Raw genomic sequence first — 19,675 nt, forward strand, 5'->3', positions numbered from 1 at the left:
TTTTGCGAAAAGCCCGAGTCTATGTTTGCAAGCCCGGACAATTAGTAATGCAAGCCTCCTTCGAGCTTATCGAGGAGTGTTCATGCTAACCCAGGAAGAGGATCAGCAGCTGGTTGAGCGCGTACAACGCGGCGACAAGCGAGCTTTCGATCTGCTAGTGCTGAAATACCAGCACAAAATTCTCGGGTTGATCGTGCGGTTCGTGCACGACACCCATGAAGCGCAGGATGTTGCTCAGGAGGCCTTCATCAAGGCCTACCGTGCACTTGGTAATTTTCGCGGCGACAGCGCGTTCTACACGTGGCTTTACCGCATCGCCATCAACACGGCGAAAAACTATCTGGTTTCACGCGGCCGCCGGCCGCCGGATAGCGATGTAAGTTCTGAAGATGCAGAGTTCTACGATGGCGATCACGGCCTCAAGGACCTCGAATCCCCGGAACGCGCATTGCTGCGGGATGAGATCGAGGGCACTGTCCACCGAACCATCCAGCAACTGCCCGAAGATTTGCGTACGGCTTTAACTTTACGCGAGTTCGACGGTCTGAGTTATGAGGACATTGCGAGCGTCATGCAATGTCCGGTGGGTACCGTGCGCTCCCGGATCTTCCGCGCTCGGGAGGCCATCGATAAAGCCCTGCAACCGTTGTTGCAGGAAAACTAAAGACAGCGGCGATAGCCAAGAGAGGAACGCCATGAGTCGTGAAGCCCTGCAGGAATCGCTGTCCGCAGTGATGGATAACGAAGCGGACGAACTGGAATTGCGTCGGGTATTGAATGCCTTTGACGATGTTGAAACCCGTGAGACCTGGGCTCGTTACCAGATCGCTCGGGCTGTAATGCACAAGGACCTGCTGCTTCCGCGCCTGGACATCGCTGCGGCCGTTTCTTCTGCATTGGCTGACGAAGCCGTACCGGCAAAAGCCTCCCGCGGACCATGGCGCAGCCTGGGTCGCCTGGCCGTTGCCGCTTCGGTCACCGTAGCCGTACTGGCCGGTGTGCGCCTGTACAACCAGGATGAGATTGCCGGCGTGCAAATGGCGCAGCAGTCCACCCAGCCTGGCCTCGCCGCTCCACAGGTCAAGGGCCCGGCAGTGCTGGCCGGCTACAGCGAAGGTTCGGAAGCTGCAGGTCCGATGACCAACGGTGTGCTGCAAGGCCAACCTGGCTGGCATGACCAGCGTCTGCCTAACTACCTGCGTCAGCATGCCCAGCAAGCTGCCTTGAAGGGTACTGAAAGCGCGCTGCCCTATGCCCGTGCAGCCAGTATGGAAAACCGTTAATTAAGGACGACCATTGCGCGCCATACCTTTATTCGCGCTGTTGCTGGGAGGCTGGTGTACGGTTCCAGCCTATGCCGATGAGGCTCAGGACTGGTTGAACCGCCTGGGCCAGGCCGAGCAGCAACAAAGCTTCCAGGGCACTTTCGTTTACGAGCGCAACGGTAGTTTCTCTACCCACAACATCTGGCATCGTGTCCAGGATGGCAAGGTCCGCGAGCGGCTACTCCAGCTCGACGGCTCGGCACAGGAAGTCGTGCGCATTGATGGACGGACTCAATGCGTCAGCGGCTCCCTGATCGCGGGGTTGGGCAATACGCCAGACGGCACTGCAAGGGCGCTCGATCCGCAAAAACTCAAGAATTGGTATGACCTTGCCGTCATTGGCAAGTCGCGTGTGGCTGGGCGTCCGGCGGTCATCGTTGCGTTGACGCCCAAGGACCAGCATCGCTACGGCTTCGAACTTCACCTGGACAAAGAGACGGGGTTGCCGCTCAAGTCCTTGTTGCTCAATGACAAGGGGCAACTGCTCGAACGGTTCCAGTTCACGCGCATGAATGTTGCCGCGCCGGCGGAGGCCGATTTGCAGGCCTCGGCTGATTGTAAGGTGGTTGCACAGGACCCGGACAAGGCCGCTGCGGTGAAAGCCTCCTGGCACTCGGACTGGCTGCCGCCGGGCTTCGAGTTGGCCAGCAGTACCGCGCGCAAGGACCCGGACACCAAGGTCCTGGTCAACAGCCTGATGTACGACGATGGCTTGGCGCGCTTCTCGGTGTTCCTTGAGCCATTGAATGGCGCCAACGCCACCGATACCCGTACTCAGCTCGGCCCGACGGCCGCCGTCTCCCGTCGACTCACCACGCCCCAGGGCGAAATGATGGTCACGGTGGTTGGCGAGATTCCCATCGGGACGGCGGAGCGGATCGCGCTGTCCATGCGTTCCGATGTCACGGCGACCCAGTAGCGTATTGGCTGGGTGGCCTGAATGCGCGAAAGGCTGATGGCGCCGGGGTCTGATCGAAATGCCGAAACTTCCTGTCAGCATTTTCATTTGCAAAAACACGGTTTTTTTTCTATTAGGTCAGAGCCGCTCGGCCCTGGCCTTGTCTGTTTGCGGAACAAAAATACCGGCGTATCTTTCCCTGGTATTGCTTGCTCCATATCGCTTAACCATGCTCGTCGTAACGGGAGCCGTATGTCGATACCACGCTTGAAAACCTATCTCTCCATCTTTGCCACCGTGCTTGTGCTCGGCCAGGCTGTCCCTGCCGTGGCAGCCGAGTTGCCTGACTTCACGCAGTTGGTCGAGCAGGCGTCGCCCGCAGTGGTGAACATCAGTACGACCCAGAAGTTGCCGGATCGTCGGGTATCGGACCAGCAGATGCCGGACCTCGAAGGCCTGCCGCCGATGCTGCGCGAGTTCTTCGAGCGCGGGATGCCGCCGCAACCGCGGTCGCCGGGTGGCGGTCGCCAGCGTGAGGCGCAATCCCTGGGTTCCGGCTTCATCATTTCGCCTGATGGCTACATTCTGACCAACAACCACGTGATCGCCGACGCCGATGAGATCCTGGTGCGCCTGGCTGATCGCAGTGAACTCAAGGCCAAGCTGATCGGCACCGACCCACGCTCCGACGTGGCCTTGCTGAAAATCGACGGCAAGGACCTGCCCGTGCTCAAACTGGGTAAATCCCAGGACCTGAAGGCCGGCCAGTGGGTCGTGGCCATCGGTTCACCGTTCGGTTTCGACCACACCGTGACCCAAGGCATTGTCAGCGCCATCGGGCGCAGCTTGCCGAACGAGAACTACGTGCCCTTCATCCAGACCGACGTGCCGATCAATCCGGGTAACTCCGGTGGCCCGCTGTTCAACCTTGCCGGTGAAGTGGTGGGTATCAACTCGCAGATCTACACCCGGTCGGGCGGCTTCATGGGCGTGTCCTTCGCCATCCCGATCGACGTGGCCATGGACGTGTCGAGCCAGCTGAAAAGCGAAGGCAAGGTCAGCCGTGGCTGGCTGGGCGTCGTCATCCAGGAAGTGAACAAGGACCTGGCCGAGTCGTTCGGGCTGGAAAAACCAGCCGGTGCGCTGGTGGCGCAGATCCAGGAAGGGGGGCCGGCGGCCAAAGGCGGCCTGCAAGTGGGTGACGTGATCCTGAGCATGAACGGCCAGCCGATCATCATGTCCGCCGACCTGCCGCACCTGGTGGGCGCCCTCAAGGCCGGTGCCAAGGCCAATCTGGAAGTGATCCGCGAAGGCAAGCGCAAGAATGTCGAACTGACCGTCGGGGCCATTCCCGAGGAAGGCAAGGAGCTGGATTCGCAGACCAAATCCGGTGTCGAGCGCAGCAGCAATCGACTGGGCGTGGCAGTGGCCGAGCTTACCGAAGAGCAGAAGCGCACCCTGGAGCTTCAGGGCGGCGTGGTGATCAAGGAAGTGCAGGACGGTCCTGCGGCCCTGATCGGCTTGCAACCAGGCGACATCATCACTCACCTGAACAACCAGGCCATCGGTTCGGCCAAGGAGTTCACCGATATCGCCAAGGCACTGCCGAAGAATCGCTCGGTGTCGATGCGGGTCCTGCGTCAGGGACGTGCGAGTTTCATCACCTTCAAGCTGGCCGAATGACCGGTTAGCGCCGCAATGAAAAAACCGCCTCAAGAGAGGCGGTTTTTTATGCGTGGTAAATACTGCCTGCCACGCAGATGGGTGACGAGCCCATGACCCTGTGGGAGCTGTGCTGGGCCGTAAACCTGGCGTCGCAGCCTTACCCCATCATGTCCTTGACCATGCGTTCCTGTTCCATGAGCTCCCGTTGCCGGGCGTCGATGCGTGACGACAGCGGGAAGTTGGTGCCGGCGCGACGTTTGGCGAAGTCCAGTTGCTGGATGGCCTGGCGGTAGTCGCCAACCAGCGCGAAGTACTCGGCACGCGCCTGATGCAAGCCAATGATGTTGCCCGACAAGCCGCGAGTCTCGGCCACCATGTACCAAACGTCCGGGTCGTCCGGGCGGGACTTGAGCAGCGTTTCCAGGGCCTTCTCGGCGTCGGCGGGGCGGTTTTGCTTGAGCAGCAGGTCGACCCGTACCTGGTTGAGGGGGTAGTTGCCTGGGTATTGCGTCAGCATCCGGTCGACGCGCGATTGTGCGTCGGCCAGCTTGTTGCTGGTGATGTCCAGGTCAACCTGGGCCAGGTTGTAGATGATTTCGTTGGGTGATTTGGCCAGTAGCGGCTTGAGGTTTTCCCGGGCCTCGTTCAATTGGCCGCCCTTGATCTGCGCGATCGCCAGGCCATAGCGCGCCACGTCGTTCTTCGGGTTCTCATCCAGCTGCGCCCGGAAGCGCTTGGCGCCCAGGCCCGGGGTTTCTTCGTAGATCAACTGGACGCGTGCGCGAATCAGTTGATAACGCACGCTGTCCTCGATGCCGCCCGGCTTGGCCTGTTCGGCGCGGTTACGGGTGTCGGCGATCCGGGATTCGGTCACTGGGTGAGTCAGCAGGAACTCCGGAGGCCGGGCGTCGAAGCGGTACTGGCGCATCAGGCGCTCGAACATGGTCGGCATGGAGCGCGGATCGTAACCGGCCTTCTCCAGGTTCAGGATGCCGATACGGTCGGCCTCCTGTTCATTCTGGCGGGAGAAGCGCCGCTGTTCCTGGATGGCGGCTGCCTGGGTCCCGGCGATGGCGGCGATGCCGGCGTCACCGCCACCGGCGGCGGCGATCACGATGCCGGTCAACAGCGCCGCCATCATCGGCACTTGCATGCGCTGCTGGGCTTCGACGCCGCGGGCGAAGTGGCGTTGCGACAAGTGCGCCAGTTCGTGCGCCATGACCGAGGCGTATTCGCCTTCGGTCTGGGCGTTGAGGAACAGGCCGCCGTTGACCCCTACGATCCCGCCCGGCGCGGCGAAGGCGTTGAGTTGCGGGCTGTTGATCAGGATGAACTCCAGGCGCCGGTCATTGACCTGGCTGGTTTCCACCAGCTTGTAGACGCTGGTTTCAACATAATCCTTGAGCTGTGGATCGTTGAGCTGGGACACCTGGCTGCGCAACAGGGCCAGCCAGGCGCGACCCAGCTGGTGTTCCTGTTCCGGCGAGACGATGGCAGAACTGGCGTCGCCAAGTGACGGCAGGTCGTCGGCGAAGCCCGGTGAGGCAAGCAGGCAAGCGAGCGTCAGCAGGGTGGGGCGCAGAAATGTCATGCACGAAGCCTTAGTCGACAAAGACCTTACTGTAGCCGGACACCGGGCCCGGGACCAGATATTCTAGGCGGCTCAACGACCTGCCGCGGAGTGAACCGATGACCGATGCTGTAGCCCACGATGCCGAACTGGACGCCAGCGGCCTGAACTGCCCGTTGCCGTTGCTCAAGGCCAAGCTGGAACTCAATCGGCTGGCCAGTGGCGCGGTGCTCAAGGTGACCGCCACGGATGCGGGCTCCCAGCGTGATTTCCGCACCTTCGCTCGGTTGGCCGGTCATACGCTGCTGCGTGAAGAAGACGATAACGGCGTTTACCGTTACTGGCTGAAAAAGGCCTGAGCAATCGATGACGCTTCTTAAGGATTTTTAATGTTCAAGGTGTTACGCGACTGGATTCAACGCTACTTCTCCGATGAGGAGGCGGTGGTCCTGGCTGTCCTGCTGTTCCTGGCCTTCACCGCCGTGCTCACCCTGGGCGGCATGCTGGCACCGGTGCTGGCGGGGATGGTGCTGGCGTACCTGATGCAGGGCCTGGTCACCACCCTGGAGCGCCTGCGTTTGCCGGGCGCCGTGGCCGTCGGCTTGGTGTTCGCCCTGTTCATGGGCTTGCTGGTGCTGTTCATCGTGGTGATCGTGCCGCTGCTCTGGCACCAGTTGGTGACGCTGTTCAACGAGTTGCCGGGGATGCTCGCCAAATGGCAGTCGCTGCTGTTGCTGCTGCCCGAGCGTTATCCGCACCTGGTGTCCGACGAGCAGGTACTGCAGACCATCGAGGTGGTGCGCGGGCAGATTGGCAAGTTCGGTCAGTGGGCGCTGACGTTTTCACTGTCCAGCCTGCCGCTGCTGGTCAACATCATGATTTACCTGGTGCTGGTGCCGATCCTGGTGTTCTTCTTTCTCAAGGACCGGGAAATGATCGGGCGCTGGGTCCGGGGCTACCTGCCTCGCGAGCGCACGCTGATCACTCGGGTGGCCCAGGAAATGAACCGCCAGATCGCCAATTACATTCGCGGCAAAGTCATCGAGATTTTCATCTGCGGCGGCGTGACCTACATCGGCTTCGTGGCCCTGGGGCTCAACTACGCGGCGCTGTTGGCCTTGCTGGTGGGAGTTTCCGTGGTGGTGCCGTACGTGGGCACCGTCGTCGTCACCGTGCCGGTGGCGCTGATTGCGCTGTTCCAGTGGGGCTGGAGCGATCAGTTCATTTACCTGATGGCGGTCTACGGGATCATCCAGACCCTGGATGGCAACGTGTTGGTGCCGCTGCTGTTTTCCGAGGCGGTGAACCTGCACCCGGTGGCGATCATCTGCGCGGTGCTGCTGTTCGGCGGGTTGTGGGGGTTCTGGGGCGTGTTCTTCGCCATTCCCCTGGCGACGCTGTTCAAGGCCGTGCTGGATGCGTGGCCGAGCAAGGAGCCGGTGGTGGCGCCGTTGTTGTAGCGGTCACATCTGAATGAGTCGGTGAGGTTGATGGCGCCATCGCGAGCAAGCTCGCTCCCACAGGGATTGATTAACACCACCAATCCATAGTGGGAGCGAGCTTGCTCGCGATGGCGCCAGTACAGGGCAGTGAGAATTTCAGGCCTTGTCGAGCGCCTGGGCCGCCGCCAGCACCGCATCCACATGCCCCGGCACTTTCACACCACGCCACTCCTGGCGCAGTACACCGTCCTTGTCGATCAGGAAGGTGCTGCGATCCACGCCCAGGTATTCCTTGCCATAGAGCTTTTTCAGTTTGATCACATCGAACAGCTGGCAAACGGCTTCGTCCTTGTCGCTGATCAGCTCGAACGGGAATTCCTGTTTGCACTTGAAGTTCTCGTGGGACTTGAGGCTGTCCCGGGAGACGCCGAACACCTCGGTGTTGGCGGCCTGGAACTGCGGGTACAGGTCACGGAACCCCTGGCCTTCGGTGGTGCAGCCTGGCGTGCTGTCCTTCGGGTAGAAGTAGATCACCACCTGCTTGCCTTTCAGGGCCGCGAGGCTGATGGTCTGCCCGCTGGTGGCGGGCGCCTGGAAATCGGTAACCGGTTGGTCGACGGCAACGGCCATGAACGCTTCCTTACATTGGGTTTTGTGGACGCCACGGTTCGATCAGCGCATCCAGGTTCATCGCGTCGGCGAAGTCCAGGAACTGATCGCGCAGCCAGCTGATCTGGGTGCCGGCCGGCAGGGTCACGGTGAACGTGGCATTGAGCATGGTGCCGCCGGTCTGGGGTGCCTGGTAGGTGTCGCAGGTCAGGTTTTCCAGCTCGACGTGGTGGTCCATGAAGAATTGGCACAGCTCGTTGATGATGTCCGGGCGGTAGGCCGAGCTCACGTAGGCCACGTAGGGCAGGGCCTGGGGACGGTTCTCCAACGCGGCGCTGCGCACCACGTTGACGGTGAAGGCGTGCTTCTTCGCCAACACGGGGAGGCTGCCTTCCAGGCGAGCGAGGGCGTCCCAGCTGCCGGAAATTTCCAGCACGAGCGCACTGCATTCGCCGTGACGGGTCAGGCGTGAGGTCACGACGGCGCAGCGATTTTCATGGCTGGCGCGGCACAGGACGTTAGTCAGCTCCATGGGGTTGGCGCCAAGGGCACTGATAACAAGGAATTGTTCGCGGACTGTGGGGGTGGACATGCAGCATTCCTAAAGCGATGAGCGGTCGGTACTTTTTACAGCCCGGTACGGCGCCAGGCCCCGGAAAAGCGCACGGCCCAGGCCCAGTGTCCGGGGTTGCGCCGTGTTCCGCGATGGCAGCAACGGACCGGGACAAACGCAGGATCGGGGCTTGTGGCGACGAAAACGGAGGCTGGAAACCGGCGTACGAGCTTATCGGTACCGATCAAAGCCTGAAGGGTAGCGAAAACCATCGCCAAGGGGAATGGTAGTTCGCTTGTACAAGCATCTTGGCGCCAGTACCATTACCGCTCTCTTTTTCCGGCAGGAGCGGTTTCATGATTGCGGGCAGTATGGTGGCACTGGTCACACCCATGGATGCACAAGGGCATCTTGACTGGGCCAGCCTCAGCAAACTCGTGGACTTCCACCTTGAAAACGGCACCCATGCCATTGTCGCCGTCGGCACCACCGGCGAGTCGGCCACCCTCGACGTCAACGAACACATTGAAGTCATCCGGGCCGTGGTCAAGCAGGTCAATGGTCGCATCCCGGTCATCGCCGGCACCGGCGCCAACTCCACCCGCGAAGCCGTCGAACTGACCCGCAATGCCAAGGAAGCCGGCGCCGATGCCTGCCTGCTGGTTGTCCCGTACTACAACAAGCCGACCCAGGAAGGCCTGTACCAGCACTTCAAGCACATTGCCGAAGCCGTCGACATCCCGCAGATCCTCTATAACGTTCCCGGCCGCACCTCCTGCGACATGCAGGCCGAGACGGTGATCCGCCTGTCCACCGTGCCGAACATCATCGGCATCAAGGAAGCCACGGGCGACATGAAGCGCGCCAAGGCGATTCTCGATGGCGTGAGCGAGGATTTCCTCGTGCTGTCCGGTGACGACCCGACCGCCGTCGAGCTGATCCTGCTGGGTGGCAAGGGCAACATCTCCGTGACTGCCAACGTCGCTCCGCGCGAAATGGCCGACCTGTGCGAGGCCGCGCTCAAGGGCGACGCCGAGACCGCCCGGGCCATCAACGAAAAACTGATGCCGCTGCACAAGGACCTGTTCATCGAGGCCAACCCGATTCCGGTGAAATGGGCCTTGGTCGAAATGGGCCTGATGCACGAGGGTATCCGCCTGCCACTGACCTGGCTGAGCAACACCTGTCATGAACCGCTGCGGCAGGCCATGCGCCAGTCCGGCGTCCTGGTTTAATTGAGGAAGTACAACGCATGAAGCGAATGGCCGGACTTTCCGCACTTGCCTTGATTATCTCCAGCACCAGCGGCTGCGGATGGATCTGGGGGCCGGAAGGTTACTTCCGCGACCGTGGTAGCGATTACCTGCAGGCGCAACAGACTGCACCGATGCAATTGCCGCAAGACGTCAACGTCGCCAAGCGCCTGGATCCGCTGCTGCCGATCCCGCGCAACGTTGCCGACGACACCGCCAAGGGCGAATACGTCGTCCCACGCCCGCAGCCGCTGTCGGCCGTGGCCGAGGCCAGCGACTACACCTTGCAGAAAAGTGGCGATTCCAGCTGGGTCATGGGCCAGCATCCACCGGCTGAAGTCTGGCCCGTGGCAATCCAGTTCTTCCAGGACAACGGTTTCCGCCTGGATGAACAACGCCCGCAGACCGGCGAATTCACCACCACCTGGCAGCGCGCCGATGAACTGTCCGCGGCCATGGGCAAGCGCCTGAGCGCCGCCGGTGTCGCATCCGACGCCGAAACCCGCGTGCGGGTGCGCATCGAGCCTGGCGTGCAGCGCAACACCAGTGAAATCTATGTCGTCAGCGCCGAGCGTCCTGCCGGCAGCACCGCCGACGTGGCCTTCACCAACCGTTCGGTCAACACCGGCCTCGACGCAGCACTGGTCGATGACATGCTGGCCAGCATGAGCCGTACCGCCGAGCAGGGTGGTTCGGTTTCGATGCTCGCCACCCGCGACTACGACACGCCAAGCCGCGTCAGCCTGAGCGAAGACGGCAGCGGCAACCCGGTGCTCAACGTCGGCTCCGACCTGGACCGTGCCTGGTCGAGTGTTGGCCGTGCATTGGAGCAGGGCGAATGGCGAGTTGAAGATATCAACCGCAGCCTGGGCCTGTACTACATCAACCTCGCCGAAAAAGCCGAGAAGAAAGACGAGAAGCCGGGCTTCTTCAGTGGCCTGTTCGGCAGCAAGCCGGACAAGGAAGAAGTTGAAGCCCGTGCCGAGCGCTATCAGGTTCGCCTGAGCAAGGTGGGTGACAGCGTCCAGGTGACCGTCGAGAAGAACATCAACACCGTGGCGCCGGCCGAAGTGGCTCGTAAAGTGTTGAGCGTGATTCAGGACAACCTGGGCTGATCCGATGCGTTTTGCCGTTCTCGGCAGCGGTAGCCAAGGGAACGGCACGCTGGTCGCCAGTGCCGGTACGTATGTGCTGGTCGATTGTGGTTTCTCCCTGCGGGAAACCGAGAAGCGCCTGTTGCGCCTGGGTGTGCATCCGGCGCAACTGAGCGCGATACTCGTGACCCACGAACATGCCGACCACGTGCATGGCGTGGGTTTGCTGTCTCGGCGCTACAATCTGCCGGTGTACCTGAGCCGTGGGACTCTCGGCGGCCTGCGCAAGCCCATCGAACCGGCGGGGTTCGTGGCCGGTGGCGAGCAATTGCGCATCGGCTGCCTGGACATCAGTGTGGTCAGCGTGGCCCATGATGCCCGTGAGCCGACGCAATATGTGTTCAGTGACGGCGAGCGGCGTTTCGGCTTGTTGACCGACCTGGGTTCGTATTGCGACAGGGTGATGGACAGTTACCGCGATCTCGATGCCTTGATGATCGAGTCCAACCACTGTCGTGACATGTTGGCGCGCGGGTACTACCCGTACTTCCTCAAGCAGCGGGTCGGCGGGGAACACGGACATTTGAATAACCACCAGGCCGCGTTCCTGGTGGCCGAGTTGGGCTGGCAAGGCCTGCAACACCTGGTCCTGGCCCATCTGAGCAGCAAGAACAACCTGCCGCAGCTGGCCCGGCAATGTTTTGTCGACACCCTTGGGTGCGACCCGGACTGGCTGCAACTGGCCGATCAAGATTCAGGGCTCGACTGGCGACATATCGCCTAGCCCACTACTTAGCAAGCGGAGCCCATCATGGAAAAACGTGAAGAACTCTACCGCGGCAAAGCCAAGTCGGTTTACAAGACCGACGACGCCGACCGTTTGATCCTGCTGTTTCGCAACGACACCTCGGCGTTCGACGGCAAGCGCATCGAACAGCTGGACCGCAAGGGCATGGTGAACAACAAGTTCAACGCCTTCATCATGCAGAAGCTCGAAGCCGCCGGCGTGCCGACCCAGTTCGACAAGCTGCTGGGCGACAATGAATGCCTGGTCAAGAAGCTGGACATGATCCCGGTCGAGTGCGTCGTGCGTAACTACGCCGCCGGCAGCCTGGTCAAGCGCCTGGGCGTGGAAGAGGGCATGAAGCTCAACCCCTACACCTTCGAATTGTTCCTGAAGGACGACGCCAAGGGCGACCCGTTCATCAACGAATCCCACGTCGTGGCATTCGGCTGGGGCACCGCCGAGCAACTGGCGCGCATGAAGGAACTGTCCCTCAAGGTCAACGAGGTGCTGAGCAAGCTGTTCGACGACGCCGGCCTGCTGCTGGTGGACTTCAAGCTCGAGTTCGGCGTATTCAGCGACGGCTCCATCGTCCTGGGTGACGAATTCAGCCCGGACGGCTGCCGCCTCTGGGACAAGGCCACCAAGAAGAAAATGGACAAGGACCGCTTCCGCCAAGGCCTCGGTGATGTCATCGAAGCCTACGAAGAAGTCGCCCAACGCCTGGGTGTGCCGCTGTAAACGACGCAAGCATCTGATAGCACGGAAAAAATTTCGCTCGGGGGTTCGCTTCCGGCGAATGTGCTGGTATGATGCGCGCCACTGGAGAGATGCCGGAGTGGCCGAACGGGACGGATTCGAAATCCGTTGTACTGGCGACAGTACCTAGGGTTCAAATCCCTATCTCTCCGCCATTATTGAATACGATTAAGCCCCTGAAATGGTTGAACATTTCAGGGGCTTTTTCGTTTTTCGGGTTTGAGTGATTCTAGTGCGCATTGTTTTGCGCATTACTTTACGTATACTCAGGGTGCGCGCCTAAGCAGCGACGTTAACAAATGAATTGAGGCAACTAGCGCATGAGTGCACTTCTAGACCGAGCTGAGCAGGCAGTCTCCGCTACCGCGATGGTTCGCGGTTTCAGTGCGAAATTGAAGGAAGTCACCAGTGGGGAGGTCACCCACCTGGTGATTTTCAAAGACAACGAGCCGGCTGCTGTGTTGGTAGGCGTAGATGCCTATCAAGCCCTGCAGGATGAGCTTGAGGATCTGCGTGCCGAGCGCCTGGCCATCGAGCGTCTGGCAACCTTGGACGAACAGAACACGGTAAGCCTTGAGAGTATGGAGGCTTGCTTCAAGTAGGCAGCAGCTAATGAAATGGAGCGTCCGATTTCACCCCGATGTTGAACATGACTTGAAACAGCTGGGCAATGCCAAGGCGAAACAAATCCTGAAGGTGATACGCGAGCGTATTTCAGAAGGAGAGCCCGAGAAGATCGGTAAGGCCCTTCGTGGAGCGCTTGCCGGTTATCGCCGAATTCGGACGGGTGATGTACGCATCGTCTATCGCATCAACGGCACCGAAATTATCTTGGTCCTGTGTGTAGGCGCAAGACGCGACGATGAAGTTTATGAAGTCGCCAACCGTCGAGTCTGACCAAGCTCTTGTTTTGACATAATTGATAGCACCAAGCCCCTGGAAATGAACATTTCAGGGGCTTTTTCGTTTCTGGCGTTTGATTTTCAGGCGGTGATCTCGTCACAACGCCACGGACTTGGGGCTAGCGCTGATCAACGCTACCCGCTACCCGATTTGCCAGCAGTTCGCCCAGATCGATCACCTGCTGAATACCCATCGCCGCATGCCGCCGTGACCCTTCAAGGTCGAATACTAAAGGTACCGCTTCACAGCCCTGCGGGGGGCAAGCGCCCTCGCCACGCCAATTCCCAGCGTAATCCTCTGTGCATGTCACCACCCTGTGACAATTGCGCTAATGTCTCTCTAGCAGAAGGCTTGCCTGCCGATAGGTAAGACATACCCTAAAAAGGAGTGACCTCATGCCACGGTTCTTCGCCGATCTGGGCTTTCGCTGGAAAATCACCCTGCCCATTGCTTTCCTGGCGTTGTTGCTGGTGTTGATGGGGTGGTCGGGGATGCGGGGCATTGGCCAGGTGACGGAGTCGAGCACGCAATTGACCAACCGTTATCTGCCGGCGATCAGCCTGCTGCTCAACGCCGATCGCGACCTTTACCAGGCGTTTGTCGCCGAACGCAGCCTGCTGGGGGGCAATGCGGGGGAGCATCTGGAGGCGTTGCGGGCCAGTCATCGGGACAACCTGAAGCAGGCTTATGATCGCGTGCAGAAATACGCCGCGATGCAGCCGGGGGCCGATGCGATGGCACTGGTCAGTCAGTTCAATGACCGCTTTGCCCAGTGGTCGCAACTGTCACGGCAGGTGGTCGAGCAGGCGGCAAGCAATCCACAGGCGGCCAGCGCCCTGAGTTTCGGCGAGGGTGAAAGTAAGTTCGATACCATGCGCGATGCCATCGACAAGCTCGGTGAGTTGGAGGATGCCGCGTCGCAACGCGAGGGGCAGGCGGCAATTGATCATGGTGAAGCGGTGGGAGTGCAGCAGGGCGGCATTCTGTTGATTGGGTTGCTCGGCTGCATGGTGTTGATTGCGGTCTTGCCCTTGGTGGTGTTGCGTCCGATGCGGCGTTTGCTGCACCGCGTCGAGCAGATTGCCGAGGGCGGCGGCGATCTGAAGGGGCGCCTCGAGGTGGGCTCGGCGGATGAGCTGGGCCAGCTCGGCAGTGCTTTCAACCGTTTCCTCGACAAGCTGCAACCGCTGATTGCCGAGGTGGGCCGGGTGTCCGGTGAGGTCGATTCAGCGGCACGCGCCATGGCGAAGATGGCGGCGACCAATGATCAACTGATCAGCAGTGAACATGCCGCCCTCGACCAGGTCAGCACCGCCGCGACCCAGATGAGCGCCGCCGTACACGAGGTGGCCCACAATGCGGTGAGCGCGTCCGACGCCGCACAGCAGGCCAGCAGCCAGTCCCGTGAGGGCACCGAGGTGGTCAACAGCACCATCGACTCGATTCGGCAACTCGCCCAGGAAGTGGAAAGTGCGTCGTCTACCATCGAGGCCTTGGCCCAGGAAACTTCCAGCATCGGCGCCGTGCTGGAGGTCATCCGCGGGATTGCCGAGCAGACCAACCTGCTTGCGCTGAACGCAGCCATTGAGGCCGCTCGGGCCGGCGAGCAGGGCCGCGGTTTCGCTGTCGTGGCGGACGAAGTCAGGGCCCTGGCGGCGCGCACCCAGGATTCGACCAAGGACATCCAGGTTCGCATCGAACGCCTGCAATCGGGCGTCGCCAAGGCCGTCCAGGCCATGCAGGTAGGCAGCGGCAAGGCCCGCGACAGTGTCGCGCAGGCCGCCGGGGTCGATCAGGTGCTCAGCGGTACCAGCGGCTCGATCCAGCGGATCAACGACATGGCTGCGCAGATCGCCAACGCCTGCGAGGAGCAGAGCAGTGTCACCGAGGAAATTGCCCGCAATATTTCCGATATCCGTGATTTGTCCAACGAAGCGGCGCAGAATTCCGCCCAGAGCATGCAGGCCAGCCAGCAGCTTTCCACCCTGTCGAAGAACCTGGCGCAATTGACGGGGCGTTTCCGCGTTTGAGGCCGTGGCCCCGGGATCGTGCGTCCTGGAGCCCTCCAACGGTCAGATCTCCTTTACGGGTGTCTCGCCCTGGACGTTCTTGATCAGCCCGATGGCATGCATGCAGTCGGCCTTGTTCACATAGGATTCGCCGCTGGCGATCGTTTCATGGTTGCCGGCCCTCAAGCGCCAGCGCCATTGGCCTTTTCCGGTGCAAAGGGTGCCACGGGTTTGCCGGTAGATTTCAAAATACATCGATTCGCTCCCTGCGATGATTCAGTCAAGACATGTGGTGCACATGTGGCTCACAGCCTAGCCAAGCGGCCGGATTTGGCTACGTGAAAATCGTTTCCATTGGTTATCAGGTATGTCCGGGCGCAGGCTCTGGCAAACGGCTCGACCATGAGTGGAAAACAAGTCATGTTGCGGCCGGCGAGTCTGTGGCAAGTTCCGGTTTCATCCTTGCGTTGCCCTGACCGGTCCTGCTTAATACGGTTCGACACGGGCCTCCTCCAATGAGGGCCTGGGGGCCGGTAACCTGAGGTGGGGCTGTCCGACAGGTCCGAAAACACTATAAGAAAAAGAGCCATCAAGTGACTGAATATCCAGGAACGGATCTGCAAGGACGTCTAGCGCTTTCGCTTGTCATACCGGTTTACAACGAAGTCCAGTCCATTGACTTGTTCATCACCAGGATCGACCAGGTCTTTGTCCATGAATCGCTGGTGGACCTGGAGCTGGTGTTCGTCAATGACGGCAGCGTGGACGACACCCTGGTGCTGCTGCTGGAACGGCAGAAGACCGACCCGCGTATCCGCGTTGTCGACCTGAGTCGCAACTTCGGCAAGGAGGCGGCATTGAGCGCTGGCCTGCAAGCCGCGCGCGGCCAGGCGGTGGTGCCGATCGACGTCGATCTGCAAGACCCTCCCGAGGTCATTCTCGAAATGATCACGCACTGGCGCAACGGTGCCGAGGTGGTGCTGGGGCACCGGGTCAACCGCGACTCCGACTCCTGGGCCAAGCAGGTTTCCGCCAACAGCTTCTACCGCCTGCACAATAAAATCGCCGACCACAAGCTGCCGGAAAACGTCGGTGATTTCCGCTTGATGGATAGGTGCGTGGTCGATGCCTTGCAGACGTTGCCCGAGTCCCGGCGCTTCATGAAAGGGCTGTTTGCCTGGGTTGGGTTCCGCACCACGTACGTCGATTACGTCAGGCCTGAGCGTGCCGCCGGCCACAGCAAGTTCAACGGCTGGCGCCTGTGGAACTTCGCCCTCGAAGGCATCACCAGCTTCAGCACTGAACCGCTGCGCATCTGGACCTACCTGGGGCTGTGCGTCTCGCTGGTGTCTTTCGCCTTTGCGGTGTTCATCATCCTGCGCACCCTGATTTCCGGCATCGACTTGCCAGGTTATGCCTCGCTGATGGTGGCGGTCACGTTCCTCGGTGGGTTGCAATTGATCGGCATCGGCGTGCTGGGGGAGTACCTGGGCCGCACCTACATCGAATCCAAGCGTCGACCGGTGTTCCTGGTGCGACGCATCTATGACCCTAAGGACTGAACCGTGGATCTCAAGGAAACCGATATCCTGGGGCCCGATATCGGGCAGCACTGGTATTACCGTTCCAAGGCGCTCGCCATGCGCCACCTGCTCAAGGGCATTTCGGCCCGTACGTTGCTGGATGTGGGCGCCGGGTCGGGTTTTTTTTCCCACCATCTGCTGACCCATACCGACACGGCCCAGGCGTGGTGCGTGGACATCAGTTACCCGGACGATTCCGATGCCACCACCGCCGGCAAACCGGTTCATTATCGACGCGCCATCGACACGCTGGACGCCGACCTGGTGTTGCTGATGGATGTGCTGGAGCATGTGGACGACGACGTCGGGTTGCTCAAGGGCTATGTCGACAAGGTGCCGTCCGGCAGCCGTTTCCTGATCACCGTGCCGGCGTTCCAGTTTCTCTGGAGCGGCCACGACGATTTCCTCGAACACAAGCGCCGCTATACCCTCGGGCAATTGGAGGGCGTCGTGGCGCAGGCCGGGTTGCAGGTGCAGCAAGGCGCCTATTATTTCGGCCTGGTGTTCCCCATTGCCGCCGGCCTGCGGCTGGTGCAGCGCAGCACGTCCAGCGAGGCGCCCAAGTCCCAGCTGGCGCGGCATCATCCGTGGGTCAACGGTGTGTTGAAGGCCTTGTGCAGCCTGGAGCGCCCGTTCATGGGCGCCAATCGTCTCGCCGGCCTGACGGTGTTCTGCCTGGCGCAGAAGCCGTGACCTGGATGCATTCGCCGTTGCTACGCCGTGCCCTGCGTTTCGGCCTGACGGGCCTGCTCGTCACCGCGATACACGTGGTGGCCGCCGTGGCGTTCATGCACCTGGTCATGGCCAACCCACCGCTGGCCAATGGTTTCGCCTTTATTGTCGCCACTCTCGTTTCCTACCTGATCAACACCCTGTGGAGTTTTTCCAGCCAGTTGCAGGGTCGCACCCTCGCTCGTTTCGTGGTGGTGTCGATCGGCGGGTTCTGGCTGGCGATGCTGGTGGCCTGGGTGGCCCAGAGCGCCGGCCTGGACTACCTGGCGGGCATCGCGGCCGTGGCGCTGATCATCCCGGTGTTTACCTTCATCCTGCACAATTTCTGGACCTATCGATGACCGCTCGCGGCCGGCACTACTCGCTTTCCCTATTGCCCCTGCTGCTGGGTGCGCTGGCATTTCTGCTGGTCATCGGCCCTCGGGTGCTCGACCCGACGAACATTGCCTGGCTGGGGGAGGGCGATGCGGCGACCCACTACATGGGCTGGGCCTTTTTCCGCCATTCGCCCTGGACTTTTCCACTGGGCATGAACCCCTCCTATGGGCTGGAGTTGGGCAACGGGATCATCTTTTCCGATTCCAACCCGCTGCTGGCGTTTATGTTCAAACCTTTCAGCGCCTGGCTCCCGGACACTTTCCAGTATTTCGGTTTCTGGTTGCTGGCCTGTTTTGTCCTGCAGGCCTGGTTCGCCTGGAAGCTGACAGGGTTGTTGTCGTCCTCGGTGTGGGTGCGGTTGCCGGGGACCGGCCTGTTCGTGTTTTCGCCGCCGATGTTCCTGCGCATGGGCGGGCACCTGTCGTTGTCCGGGCATTTCCTGATCCTGGCGGCGCTGTACCAGGCGCTGCGCCCCGGTACAGAGAAGAGTCGGCTGGCGTGGGGGGCGTTGCTGGCGGCAACGGCGTTGGTGCATGCGTACCTGCTGGCGATGGTGGCGTTGATCTGGCTGGCGGACCTGGCGACCCGAACCCACCAGGGCACTTTGTCGCGGCGCCGTGCCGGGATCGAGCTGGCGGGCCTGTTTCTGCTGGTTGCGTTCTGCTGTTGGCAGGCGGGTTATTTCAGTGTGGGCGGCGGGACCGTGGCGGGCGGTTATGGCCTGTATCGCCTGAACGTCATGTCGCTGGTCAACCCCAGCGGCTGGTCGCATGTGTTGCGGGATATCCCCCAGGGGCCGGGGGATTACGAAGGCTTCAATTACCTGGGCTTGGGCATCCTGGTGCTGGCGATCTGCGCGGGCGTGGCCCTGCTGCAAGGCAATACGGGGCTGGGCAGGGCCGTGCGTAACCGGTGGTTGTTGCTGGTGGCGCTGATCGGGCTGACGCTCTTTTCGCTGACCAACCACCTTGGCATCGGCCTGCTGGAGGTGCATTACTGGCTGCCCAAAAGCCTTGAACAAGCGGCGAATGTGTTTCGCGCGGCCGGTCGGATGTTCTGGCCGGTGTTCTACGCCATCGTGTTTGTCGTGATCTTCCTGGTGATCCGGGGCAACAGGCCGCGGGCGGCGGCATGCCTGCTGGCCATCGCCCTGGTGGTCCAGGTCCTGGATACCCATGCCGGCTGGGCTGGCCTGCGCAAGAACCGGATGCAGCCCGCCGCGTCGAGTTGGCCGACCTCGATGAGCGATCCGTTCTGGGCCAGTGCAGCCGGGCATTATTCGAAGGTCCGCACGTTGATGCCGCAGAATCAGCCGGAAAACTGGTTGCTGACCAGTCAGTACGCCCTGAGCCATGGGCTGGGAACCGACGGCGTTTACCTGGGGCGCATGGGCACCCGCGAGATCGAACAGGCCCAACGGCGCGCCGACCAGATGCTTGCCAGCGGTGAGTATGAGGCGGACTCGCTGTACATCCTCGACAGCCGCGCCGCGCTCCTGGCGGCGAAAACCGTTCATCGCCAGACCGACCTGCTGACCCGTGTCGATGGCTTGGTGGTCCTGGCACCGGGCTGGAAGTCCTGCGCCCAGTGCCGGCCATTTGCCGATGAGACGTTGGATGTGCAAGCCCGGCTTGGTGAGCGCCAAGTGTTCAACCGCGCCAATGCGATGCTGACCAGTGGCTGGGGTCGTGTCGAGGATTGGGGCACCTGGTCCGAAGGCATGGCGGCTGAGGTGGTGTTACGCGTACCACCCCAGGCCCGCGGGATTGCCATTGAAGCGGCGGCCTTCATCCAGCCCCGGCATACGAGCCAGCGGGTCGAGGTTTCGATCAATGGTATCGCGGTGCTGTCGACGCGGCTCACTCGCTTGCAGGACAACACCCTCGAGCTGCCGCTGACACCCGCCATTCGAGAGGCGATGGAAGTGGAAGGCCAGGTGCGCGTGCAGTTCCATTTGCCCGATGCCATCAGCCCCAAGGCGCTGGGGTTGGGGACGGATGAGCGAGTCCTGGGGTTGGGGCTGAAATCCCTGACAGTGAACTGAATACTCATCCTGTAGGAGCGGGCCTGTGGGAGTCTGCCCGCGAAAGCGGTGTGTCAGTCGGCGGAGATGTTGGA

The 19,675-nt window shown here is 61.3% G+C and carries 21 protein-coding genes and 1 tRNA gene; 18 read left to right on the forward strand and 4 right to left on the reverse strand.

Going from position 1 to position 19,675, the window contains the following annotated elements; all coding sequences use genetic code 11:
- Nucleotides 1-82 precede the first annotated feature (82 nt).
- The 4 genes from rpoE (at nt 83) to V5F23_RS06750 (ending at nt 3,906) form a co-directional block, all read left to right on the forward strand.
- Nucleotides 83-664, forward strand: a complete 582-nt coding sequence (gene rpoE, locus V5F23_RS06735; RefSeq protein ID WP_003172477.1) for an RNA polymerase sigma factor RpoE — start codon at nt 83-85, stop codon at nt 662-664.
- 31 nt (nt 665-695) lie between these two features.
- On the forward strand, nt 696-1,283 hold the full coding sequence (locus tag V5F23_RS06740; RefSeq protein ID WP_042732348.1) for an RseA family anti-sigma factor: 588 nt from the start codon (nt 696-698) through the stop codon (nt 1,281-1,283).
- A gap of 13 nt (nt 1,284-1,296) precedes the next feature.
- Entirely contained in the window at nt 1,297-2,244 is a 948-nt protein-coding gene (locus V5F23_RS06745; protein WP_042732347.1) for a MucB/RseB C-terminal domain-containing protein, read from the forward strand.
- A 231-nt stretch (nt 2,245-2,475) separates the two neighbouring features.
- Complete coding sequence (locus V5F23_RS06750) at nt 2,476-3,906, forward strand: DegQ family serine endoprotease (protein ID WP_042732346.1); 1,431 nt, start codon at nt 2,476-2,478, stop codon at nt 3,904-3,906.
- A gap of 139 nt (nt 3,907-4,045) precedes the next feature.
- Here the strand turns inward: V5F23_RS06750 and V5F23_RS06755 are convergent, their stop codons facing one another.
- Nucleotides 4,046-5,479: a M48 family metalloprotease gene (locus V5F23_RS06755; protein WP_047739241.1), complete on the reverse strand. Its 1,434-nt coding sequence runs from the start codon at nt 5,477-5,479 to the stop codon at nt 4,046-4,048.
- A gap of 98 nt (nt 5,480-5,577) precedes the next feature.
- On the opposite strand from V5F23_RS06755, the gene V5F23_RS06760 reads away from it, so the two are divergent.
- Together V5F23_RS06760 and V5F23_RS06765 are read left to right on the forward strand one after the other, a co-directional pair.
- Entirely contained in the window at nt 5,578-5,817 is a 240-nt protein-coding gene (locus tag V5F23_RS06760; protein WP_025212368.1) for a sulfurtransferase TusA family protein, read from the forward strand.
- 30 nt (nt 5,818-5,847) lie between these two features.
- Complete coding sequence (locus tag V5F23_RS06765; RefSeq protein ID WP_042731971.1) at nt 5,848-6,918, forward strand: AI-2E family transporter; 1,071 nt, start codon at nt 5,848-5,850, stop codon at nt 6,916-6,918.
- A 138-nt stretch (nt 6,919-7,056) separates the two neighbouring features.
- Here the strand turns inward: V5F23_RS06765 and V5F23_RS06770 are convergent, their stop codons facing one another.
- Nucleotides 7,057-7,530, reverse strand: coding sequence for a peroxiredoxin (locus V5F23_RS06770; RefSeq protein ID WP_042731972.1), 474 nt, complete (start codon nt 7,528-7,530; stop codon nt 7,057-7,059).
- Between the two features lie 10 nt (nt 7,531-7,540).
- Nucleotides 7,541-8,101 (reverse strand): glycine cleavage system protein R, encoded by a 561-nt coding sequence (locus V5F23_RS06775; protein ID WP_003184325.1) that lies wholly within the window; start codon nt 8,099-8,101, stop codon nt 7,541-7,543.
- Between the two features lie 317 nt (nt 8,102-8,418).
- On the opposite strand from V5F23_RS06775, the gene dapA reads away from it, so the two are divergent.
- The 8 genes from dapA (at nt 8,419) to V5F23_RS06815 (ending at nt 14,885) form a co-directional block, all read left to right on the forward strand.
- On the forward strand, nt 8,419-9,297 hold the full coding sequence (gene dapA / locus V5F23_RS06780; protein ID WP_042731973.1) for a 4-hydroxy-tetrahydrodipicolinate synthase: 879 nt from the start codon (nt 8,419-8,421) through the stop codon (nt 9,295-9,297).
- 17 nt (nt 9,298-9,314) lie between these two features.
- On the forward strand, nt 9,315-10,430 hold the full coding sequence (bamC, locus tag V5F23_RS06785) for an outer membrane protein assembly factor BamC (protein ID WP_042731974.1): 1,116 nt from the start codon (nt 9,315-9,317) through the stop codon (nt 10,428-10,430).
- Nucleotides 10,431-10,434: 4 nt separating this feature from the next.
- Nucleotides 10,435-11,193, forward strand: coding sequence for an MBL fold metallo-hydrolase (locus tag V5F23_RS06790; protein ID WP_042731975.1), 759 nt, complete (start codon nt 10,435-10,437; stop codon nt 11,191-11,193).
- Nucleotides 11,194-11,220: 27 nt separating this feature from the next.
- Complete coding sequence (gene purC, locus V5F23_RS06795; RefSeq protein WP_016963914.1) at nt 11,221-11,934, forward strand: phosphoribosylaminoimidazolesuccinocarboxamide synthase; 714 nt, start codon at nt 11,221-11,223, stop codon at nt 11,932-11,934.
- Between the two features lie 83 nt (nt 11,935-12,017).
- A tRNA-Ser gene (locus V5F23_RS06800) sits at nt 12,018-12,107 on the forward strand.
- Nucleotides 12,108-12,320: 213 nt separating this feature from the next.
- Nucleotides 12,321-12,554, forward strand: a complete 234-nt coding sequence (locus V5F23_RS06805; protein ID WP_221178971.1) for a type II toxin-antitoxin system Phd/YefM family antitoxin — start codon at nt 12,321-12,323, stop codon at nt 12,552-12,554.
- 10 nt (nt 12,555-12,564) lie between these two features.
- Entirely contained in the window at nt 12,565-12,849 is a 285-nt protein-coding gene (locus V5F23_RS06810) for a type II toxin-antitoxin system RelE/ParE family toxin (RefSeq protein ID WP_123579511.1), read from the forward strand.
- A gap of 401 nt (nt 12,850-13,250) precedes the next feature.
- The gene (locus V5F23_RS06815) at nt 13,251-14,885 is read left to right on the forward strand and encodes a methyl-accepting chemotaxis protein (RefSeq protein WP_212803488.1); all 1,635 of its coding nucleotides are present in this window, start codon (nt 13,251-13,253) and stop codon (nt 14,883-14,885) included.
- A gap of 42 nt (nt 14,886-14,927) precedes the next feature.
- Here the strand turns inward: V5F23_RS06815 and V5F23_RS06820 are convergent, their stop codons facing one another.
- Nucleotides 14,928-15,119, reverse strand: a complete 192-nt coding sequence (locus tag V5F23_RS06820; protein ID WP_042729651.1) for a DUF1508 domain-containing protein — start codon at nt 15,117-15,119, stop codon at nt 14,928-14,930.
- A gap of 338 nt (nt 15,120-15,457) precedes the next feature.
- On the opposite strand from V5F23_RS06820, the gene V5F23_RS06825 reads away from it, so the two are divergent.
- The 4 genes from V5F23_RS06825 to V5F23_RS06840 are packed head-to-tail and all read left to right on the forward strand — an operon-like array spanning nt 15,458 to nt 19,601.
- Complete coding sequence (locus V5F23_RS06825) at nt 15,458-16,426, forward strand: glycosyltransferase family 2 protein (RefSeq protein ID WP_042729652.1); 969 nt, start codon at nt 15,458-15,460, stop codon at nt 16,424-16,426.
- Nucleotides 16,427-16,429: 3 nt separating this feature from the next.
- The gene (locus tag V5F23_RS06830; RefSeq protein WP_047739235.1) at nt 16,430-17,140 is read left to right on the forward strand and encodes a methyltransferase domain-containing protein; all 711 of its coding nucleotides are present in this window, start codon (nt 16,430-16,432) and stop codon (nt 17,138-17,140) included.
- 5 nt (nt 17,141-17,145) lie between these two features.
- Nucleotides 17,146-17,520, forward strand: a complete 375-nt coding sequence (locus V5F23_RS06835; protein ID WP_042729668.1) for a GtrA family protein — start codon at nt 17,146-17,148, stop codon at nt 17,518-17,520.
- Nucleotides 17,517-19,601, forward strand: a complete 2,085-nt coding sequence (locus V5F23_RS06840) for a DUF6311 domain-containing protein (RefSeq protein WP_338497824.1) — start codon at nt 17,517-17,519, stop codon at nt 19,599-19,601. The genes V5F23_RS06835 and V5F23_RS06840 overlap by 4 nt, the downstream gene beginning before the upstream one ends.
- The last annotated feature ends 74 nt before the right edge of the window (nt 19,602-19,675 follow it).

The sequence above is a fragment of the Pseudomonas sp. WP18 genome (assembly GCF_036689585.1).
Taxonomy (GTDB): domain Bacteria; phylum Pseudomonadota; class Gammaproteobacteria; order Pseudomonadales; family Pseudomonadaceae; genus Aquipseudomonas; species Aquipseudomonas chlororaphis_E.